This window comes from Streptomyces panaciradicis (assembly GCF_023516615.1).
Lineage (GTDB): Bacteria > Actinomycetota > Actinomycetes > Streptomycetales > Streptomycetaceae > Streptomyces > Streptomyces panaciradicis.
The window spans coordinates 52,286-58,947 of the sequence record NZ_JAMGBF010000120.1 but is presented as its reverse complement, the minus strand read 5'-3'; the positions used below and the strand labels follow the sequence as shown (position 1 = coordinate 58,947).

Here is a 6,662-nt window from a genome sequence, read left to right as displayed (position 1 = left end):
CCGGAGCCGGCCCCGTCGCCGGACCCCGGGCAGCCGCCGCCCCTGCCCAGCCGCGGCCGGCCGGCGTACGGCACGGCGGACCCGGGCCGTCCCGCGTCCGGCTACGGGATGCCCGGCCTCACCGAACCGCTGCCGCCCGATCCCCACATCACCTTGCTGAAGAGGCTCAGAGATGCGCTGGAGGCCCTTTGACCGGTTCGAGAGGAGGCCCCGGATGGCCGCCGACCCCCATGTCCTCGACGAGCTGCGCCGGTTGAGGGCCCGTGTGCCCCAACTCACCGGCGCGCTCGCGATGGGGGTGGACGGCGACGTGCTCGCCCAGGACACCCCCGGAGTCGACCCGCAGGACATGGCGGCGCTCAGCGCGACCGCGCACGCCGCCGCCGTGCGGCTCGCGGACGCGACGGGCCAGGGCGAGGTGCGCGAGCTGCTGGTGCACGGCGTGTACGGCTACGTCGCGACGTTCGCGGCGGGCACCGCCGCCGCCACGGCCGTCCTGACCCTGCTCGCCCAGGAGCGGGTGAACGTCGGCCGGCTCCTGCTGGAGGGACGCCGGGCGGCCGCCCGGATCGCCGAAGTCCTCGACGAGCACGCCCCGGCCGCCCAGCGCGCCCGACAGACCAAGCCCGCCAAACCGCCGGCCAAGACGGCCGCCGTACGGACCAGAACCCCGCGCGCGCCACGCACCACGACCACCAACGCGCGCACCACCACGGAAAGTTGAAAGGGAACCGAGGAACACACTCATGGCCAACACCGAAACCTGTCTGAAGGAAGCCCTCGCCTCCATCGAGGGCGCGACCGGCGTCGCGCTCGTCGACTACACCAGCGGCATGGCGCTCGGCACGATGGGGGGCAGCAAGGGCTTCGACCTCAATGTCGCCGCCGCCGGCAACACCGACGTCGTCCGCGCGAAGATGCGCACGATGGAGCACCTCGGCCTCAAGGCCCAGATCGAGGACATCCTGATCACGCTGTCCGACCAGTACCACCTGATCCGCCTGATCAGCGGGAGGGGCGGCAACGGCCTCTTCCTCTACCTGGTGCTGGACGGCAAGCGGGCCAACCTGGCGATGGCCCGCCACCAGCTCAGGAGGATCGAGGAGGACCTGGAGGTCTAGGGGCCCCTCGGCTCACACGAGTGCCGCGGTGCGGCGCCGCGCCCCGCCCGGGGCCGCGTCGCCCGCCGCGATACCCGTACTGCGGTAGCCCTTGACCGCCTTGCCGGCCGGGCGGCCGCCGCGCGCGGAGAGCCAGTCGACCCTGACCCACAGCAGGGCGTCCTCGGCCCGTTCGCGCCGCCCCAGCCAGGCGGCCTTGAGCCGGAGGCCCGTGCCGGCACCGGCGAGGAGCATCCCGCCCGCCGCCGGCACGGCGAGGGAGGCAGCCAGCGCGACGACGAAGGCGAGCAGCACCCACCAGCGGTGCCCGCGCCGCCAGGCGCGCACGCTCACGGCACGGTCCTGGAGCACGTCGTGCCGGCCCGCGCGGACGGCCGAGCGGGCGAGGGCCGTATAGCGCCCGCGGCGGCCGTACGACACCACGGCCGCGGCGACGAGGAACAGCGCGGCCCCCGCCATCACTCCGATCCGGCGCCCGGTGATCCCGGGCACCAGCACCCCGACACCCGCCGCGAACACCCCGGCCCACCACAGCGGGGCGGCCCCGGCGCGTACGACGACGGCCACCCGGGCCAGACCCTGCGCTCTGCGATCCGCGCGTGCCACTGTTCCGCCTCCTCGTCGTCCTGGCACAGTCCTGTGGGCCGGGAGGGTAACGAGTGAAGGTGAGACGAGTCTGAAAAACGCGCCCGCCCCGCGCGGGAGTCCGAAACGCGCCCCTCGTCCGACCTATTCGACGAACAGCCCCCGGGCCGCCGCCCGCGCGTCGAACTCCTCCAGCCGGGCCTGCGCGTCCGGCAGGTCGTCGCACATCGCCTCCAGCAGCACCCGGCCCAGCAGCATGGGCGCGCAGGCGGTGTCGAAGGCCAGGCCGGTGCCGACGGCGGCGGGCAGCAGCAGGTCCGACACCCTGGCGACGGGCGCGAAGGCCGAGTCGGCGACGGTGACGACGCTCAGCCCGGCCTCCTTCGCGAAGGCCAGCGTGTCCACGACCTCGCGCGGGTGCCGGGGCAGCGCGAAGCACAGCAGGGCGCTCGCCCCGGCGCGCACGGCGGCCTCGATGCGGTCCTGGATCATCGTGCCGCCCTCGTGCAGCAGCCGTACGTCCGGATGGACCTTGGCGGCGAAGTAGGCGAAGCCGTAGGCCTGGGAGGCGGCGGCGCGCAGACCGAGGACGGGCAGCGGGCGGGAGGCGGCGAGCAGGCGCCCTGCCCGGCGCACCGGGCGCGGGTCGGCGAGCAGTTCGGCCAGGTGGCGCAGGTTCTCGATCTCCGCCTCGACGGCCTGCTGGTAGGCGTTGTGCGCGGCGGCCTCGGGGGCCTGCTCGGCCGGCGCGACCTCGCGCAGGTGCCGGCGCAGCGCCGGGTAGCCGTCGAAGCCGAGGGCCACGGCGAAGCGGGTCACCGACGGCTGGCTGACCCCGGCCAGCTCGGCCAGCTCCACGCTGGACAGGAAGGGCACGTCGGCGGCCCGGCGCACCATGCTGTGCGCGATGCGCCGCTGGGTCGGCGTCAGCCGGTGCCCCTCGAAGAGCGCCTGCAGGCGCCCCGCAGGACTGTCCATCACGCTCATGTCCCCTTCCAGGCTCATGACTCGCTCCCCCTCCAGATACCGGGGAACCGGTCCAGAGTCGCGGCCGCCGCCGTCACGTCGTCCGTGAGCGGCCGGTCGGCCTGGTCCTGTGCCAGTACGGATTCGGCGAGCCGAAGCGCGTGTCCGACCGGAAGTTCCGGGTCGGGTCTCAGGTCGCGCTGACGCAACGCCCTTACGGCGGCGACGAGTTCGCAGCCGACGACGAGACGGTACGCGCGGCAGGCCCGCAGTGTCTGGCGTGCGGCGAGCGAGGCGAAGCTGGCCTGTTCCTCGACGCCCCGGGAGAGTACAGCGTGGCCGAGGGAGGCGGGGGCGCAGAAGGCACGCAGGTCGCCGAGGGCGGCGCCGGCGGCGTACTCCAGGATCATCACGCCGGAGGCGGCCGGCTCGTGGTCGGCGAGGAAGGGGCGCAGTCGGGTGAAGGCGGGCTCGTTGAGGGTGGACAGGCGGGAGGTCGACAGCCGCGCCACCTGCATCAGCGAGAGGCGGAAGTGGTCCAGGGCGAGGGCGAGCTGGGCCTGGTAGAAGCCGCCGTGGTGGTAGGCGGCCATGTCCTCGGGCGAGATCAGCGGGTTCTCGGCGGCCGCGTTGATCTCGACGTCCAGCACCTTCTCCAGCGCGTCGGCGGCGTCGTGCGCCGGGCCGTGGATCTGGGGCAGGCAGCGGAAGCCGTACGGGTCCTGGATACGGCCCAGCGGCGGGGTGGGCCGGTCGGCGGCGCCGATCAGCCGCCGCATGCGCCGGGCCACCTCGGCGCTGCCGCGGTGCGGGCGGGCGGCGTGCACGGGGGCGGCGTAGGCCTCGTGCGAGCCGTCCACGGCCAGCAGGGACAGGGCGGCGACCACCTGGGTGGCCTCCACCAGGGCGCGCAGTTCGTGCAGGGCGAGCGCCGACTGGCCGAGGGTGAGGGCGTTGCTGCTGATGAAGGCCAGGGCGTCGTTGTTGTCGAGGGGCTGGGCCGCTGGGGCGCCGGAGCCGTCCCCGGCCGTCCGCCAGGGATGCTCCCCCGCCAGCGCGAGCCCCGCCTGGGCCAGGGCGGCGATGTCCCCCGTGCCGACCGACCCGAACTCGTTGACGACCGGATGCGCGCCGTTCGTCAGCGCCTCGCACAGGGCCGTCACCACCGTCGGCCGCAGCCCCGCGCCGCCGGCCAGCAGCTGGTTGGCGCGTACGGCGAGCATGGCCCGGACCTGCCGGGCGGGCAGCTCGTCCCCGATGGCGCCCGCGTGGCTGCGCAGCAGCCGCAGCCCGTGCCCGGCGGCCGCCTCGGTGGGCACGGGCTCGTTGCGGTTGGCGCCGACGCCGGTGGAGCGGCCGTAGACCCGTCCCGTCGCGGCGATGCGTCGGGCCGCGTCCCAGGACTCGGTGACCCGCTTCATGGCGTCGGTCCCCGCGACGGGGCGCGCCGAGCCGTCGGCGAGGCGGACGACGTCCTCGACGCCGAGGCCGATCCCGTCGAGGACGACCAGACCGGTGTGCGCCACGCCCCCACTCCCCTCACCCGGACCGCCATATTCAGATTCTAGGAACCCTGCATGGCCCTATGCAGGCACAGCGTTCCCGATCAGGCGGCCACCTCGCAAGATCGGCGGCGTCCTCCCGCCCGGCGGACCCCCGTCCGGACAGGGGGGCTAACCCCAGTGCGGTGGGCGCCGGGGCTGCCTACCGTGGGTTTCCATGACAGGCATGGGGACGGAGACGGTGATGGACGCGCGGGACGCGGAGCTCAAGAAGGAACTCAACGCCACCCTGCAGGCGCGCCGGGAACTGGGCGAGGAGTACGAGTCCGCGCTGGTCGACTCGTTCCTGGAGAAGGTCGACCAGCGCATCGACGGGGCGGTCGAGCGGCGGGTGCGCCGGCAGATGGCCGAGCAGCAGATGGTCGTCGCCCGGGGCGCCCGCGCGCCGAGGCCGACGGACTCCTGGGGCGAGCGCTTCGGCTTCGGCATGGTCTCTATGGTCCTGGCGATCCCGCTGTCCGCGATCGGCGGCGGCATCGCCCACCTGCCCGGCCTGTTCGTCACCTGGGCCGGCATCGTCGGCGTCAACGCCTTCCAGGCGGCGCGCGCCAACCCGGCCCTGTTCGGCGCGCGGCGCCGGCGGGACAAGGACGGCGACCGCTGGGAGGACTGACCTCACGCCTGCCGGGTCGGCAGCACCATGATCTGCCGCAGGTTGACGTGCCGGGGACGGCTGCTGGCGTAGGCCACGACGTCGGCGACCTCCTCCGGGGACAGGCTGCCCATCGTGTCCACCATCCCGTCGACGAACTCCCGCAGCGTCTCGCTCTCGATGTGCGAGGCGAGCTCGGTCGCCGTCAGTCCCGGCTCGATGTTGGTGACCCGGACGTCGCGCGGCCCCAACTCGGCGCGCAGAAGCTGCGAGAGGTGGGTCAGCGCCGCCTTGGTCGCCCCGTAGACGGCGTAGTTGGGGAACGTCAGGTGCGCGCCGACCGACGAGATGTTCACCAGGTCCGCGGTGCGTCCGGCACCGGCGGCGGCGAGCAGGTCCCCGGTGAAGGCGCGGATCATCCGCAGCACCCCGGTGACGTTCGTGTCGATCATCCGCTGCCACTCGTCGATGCGCCCGTCGTCGACGGGGTGGGGCAGCATCACGCCCGCCGAGTTCACGACCAGGTCGACGGCTCCGTACTCCGCGTGGATCCGCTCAGCGGCGGCGTCCACCGAGGCGTCGTCGGTCACGTCGGCGGCGACGGCGAGGGCCTGCCCGCCGTCCGCCCGGATCTTCTCCACGACGGCGTCCAGCCGCTCCCGGCGCCGTGCCAGCAACGCCACCCTCGCGCCCTGCGCGGCCAGCAGCACGGCGACGGCCTCGCCGATCCCGCTCGCGGCCCCGGTGACGACGGCGGTACGGCCGGCCAGGTTCTCGTACGACATGAAGCACTCCCGATTCGTCGGGCCGCCGGCGTGCCCGGCGGCGACCACCACCGTGCGCCGCCGGGCCGGTCCTACCCAGGGATGCGCTTTTCCTGGGTCTGGCAGAACCAGGCTGGAATCCCGCCTCTCCCCTAGGCTCGAACCCATGAACGGGGACCTCGGAGACTTCCTGCGCTCGCGCCGTGCCCGCATCCGGCCCGAGGAGGTGGGGCTGGCCTCGTACGGCCGGCGCCGCGTGCCGGGCCTGCGCCGCGAGGAGGTGGCACAGCTCGCCGGAGTGAGCGTGGACTACTACATCCGGCTGGAGCAGGGGCGGGGGCCTGGGGGCCCCTCCCGGACGAAGTCTGGGGGAGTCTCCGACGCCGTCCTGGACGCCATCGCGCGCGTGCTGCGGCTGGACGAGGAGGAGCACGCGTATCTGTACGCGGTGGCCCGGCCGCGGAAGACCCGCGAGCGGCGGGCCGCGTCCCGGGTCCGGCCCGGCATCCGCGCGCTGCTCGACGGGATGGCGCACACCCCGGCGTTCGTCCTCGGGCCCGCCATGGACGTGCTGGCCTGGAACGCGCTCGCCGACGCGCTGAGCGGCTTCGGCGGCATGACGGCGGCGGGCCGCAGCATGCCGCGGCAGGTGTTCCTGGACCCGGCGAGCCGGGAGCTGTACCCGGAGTGGTCCGCGGTGGCCGCCCAGACCGTCGCCAACCTGCGGATCTGCGCCGGCCGGCACCCCGAGGACGCCGAGCTGTGCGCGCTGGTCGGGGAACTCTCCGTCAAGAGCGAGGACTTCCGCCGCCTGTGGGCCGACCACCAGGTCAAGGAGTGCGCGTACGGCGTGAAGCGGATGCGGCACCCGGTGGCGGGCCTGCTGACCCTGCCGTACGAGACCCTGACGATTCCCACCGACCCGGACCAGACGCTGGTCGTCTACACGCCCGAGCCGGGTTCGGAGACCGCGGAGAGGCTCGCGCTGCTGGGCAGCTGGGCGGGCGCACGCGCGTAGAAAAGTGATGCGCGGGGACCGCCGCACCCCCGTTGCCGGGGGGCGGGACGACGG

General features: G+C 74.3%; 8 protein-coding genes and 1 pseudogene. 5 read left to right on the top strand and 4 right to left on the bottom strand.

Features of this window, described 5'->3' with window-relative positions:
- The 3 genes and pseudogenes from M8J74_RS32580 to M8J74_RS32570 all read left to right on the top strand — a co-directional run.
- Window positions 1-192, top strand: a pseudogene (locus tag M8J74_RS32580) (hypothetical protein); the annotation flags it as partial.
- 22 nt (window positions 193-214) lie between these two features.
- Complete coding sequence (locus tag M8J74_RS32575) at window positions 215-724, top strand: roadblock/LC7 domain-containing protein (protein WP_249839885.1); 510 nt, start codon at window positions 215-217, stop codon at window positions 722-724.
- Window positions 725-746: 22 nt separating this feature from the next.
- Entirely contained in the window at window positions 747-1,121 is a 375-nt protein-coding gene (locus tag M8J74_RS32570; RefSeq protein WP_058924910.1) for a roadblock/LC7 domain-containing protein, read from the top strand.
- 12 nt (window positions 1,122-1,133) lie between these two features.
- On the opposite strand, the gene M8J74_RS32565 is transcribed toward M8J74_RS32570, so the two are convergent.
- The 3 genes from M8J74_RS32565 to M8J74_RS32555 form a co-directional block, all read right to left on the bottom strand.
- Window positions 1,134-1,727 carry a hypothetical protein gene (locus M8J74_RS32565; RefSeq protein WP_249839884.1) on the bottom strand — a complete coding sequence of 198 codons (594 nt, stop codon included), beginning with the start codon at window positions 1,725-1,727 and terminating at the stop codon, window positions 1,134-1,136.
- A 123-nt stretch (window positions 1,728-1,850) separates the two neighbouring features.
- Window positions 1,851-2,711, bottom strand: coding sequence for a MurR/RpiR family transcriptional regulator (locus M8J74_RS32560; protein ID WP_058924908.1), 861 nt, complete (start codon window positions 2,709-2,711; stop codon window positions 1,851-1,853).
- A complete protein-coding gene (locus M8J74_RS32555; protein ID WP_249839883.1) occupies window positions 2,708-4,198 on the bottom strand; it encodes an aromatic amino acid ammonia-lyase in 1,491 nt (496 codons plus the stop codon). Before M8J74_RS32555 ends, M8J74_RS32560 begins: the two co-directional genes overlap by 4 nt.
- 220 nt (window positions 4,199-4,418) lie before the next feature.
- Between M8J74_RS32555 and M8J74_RS32550 the strand changes: the two genes are divergently transcribed.
- Window positions 4,419-4,847 (top strand): hypothetical protein, encoded by a 429-nt coding sequence (locus M8J74_RS32550; protein ID WP_249839889.1) that lies wholly within the window; start codon window positions 4,419-4,421, stop codon window positions 4,845-4,847.
- Window positions 4,848-4,849: 2 nt separating this feature from the next.
- Here the strand turns inward: M8J74_RS32550 and M8J74_RS32545 are convergent, their stop codons facing one another.
- Window positions 4,850-5,611 (bottom strand): SDR family oxidoreductase, encoded by a 762-nt coding sequence (locus M8J74_RS32545; protein WP_249839882.1) that lies wholly within the window; start codon window positions 5,609-5,611, stop codon window positions 4,850-4,852.
- A gap of 145 nt (window positions 5,612-5,756) precedes the next feature.
- On the opposite strand from M8J74_RS32545, the gene M8J74_RS32540 reads away from it, so the two are divergent.
- Entirely contained in the window at window positions 5,757-6,608 is an 852-nt protein-coding gene (locus tag M8J74_RS32540; RefSeq protein ID WP_249839881.1) for a helix-turn-helix transcriptional regulator, read from the top strand.
- Window positions 6,609-6,662: the final 54 nt, after the last annotated feature.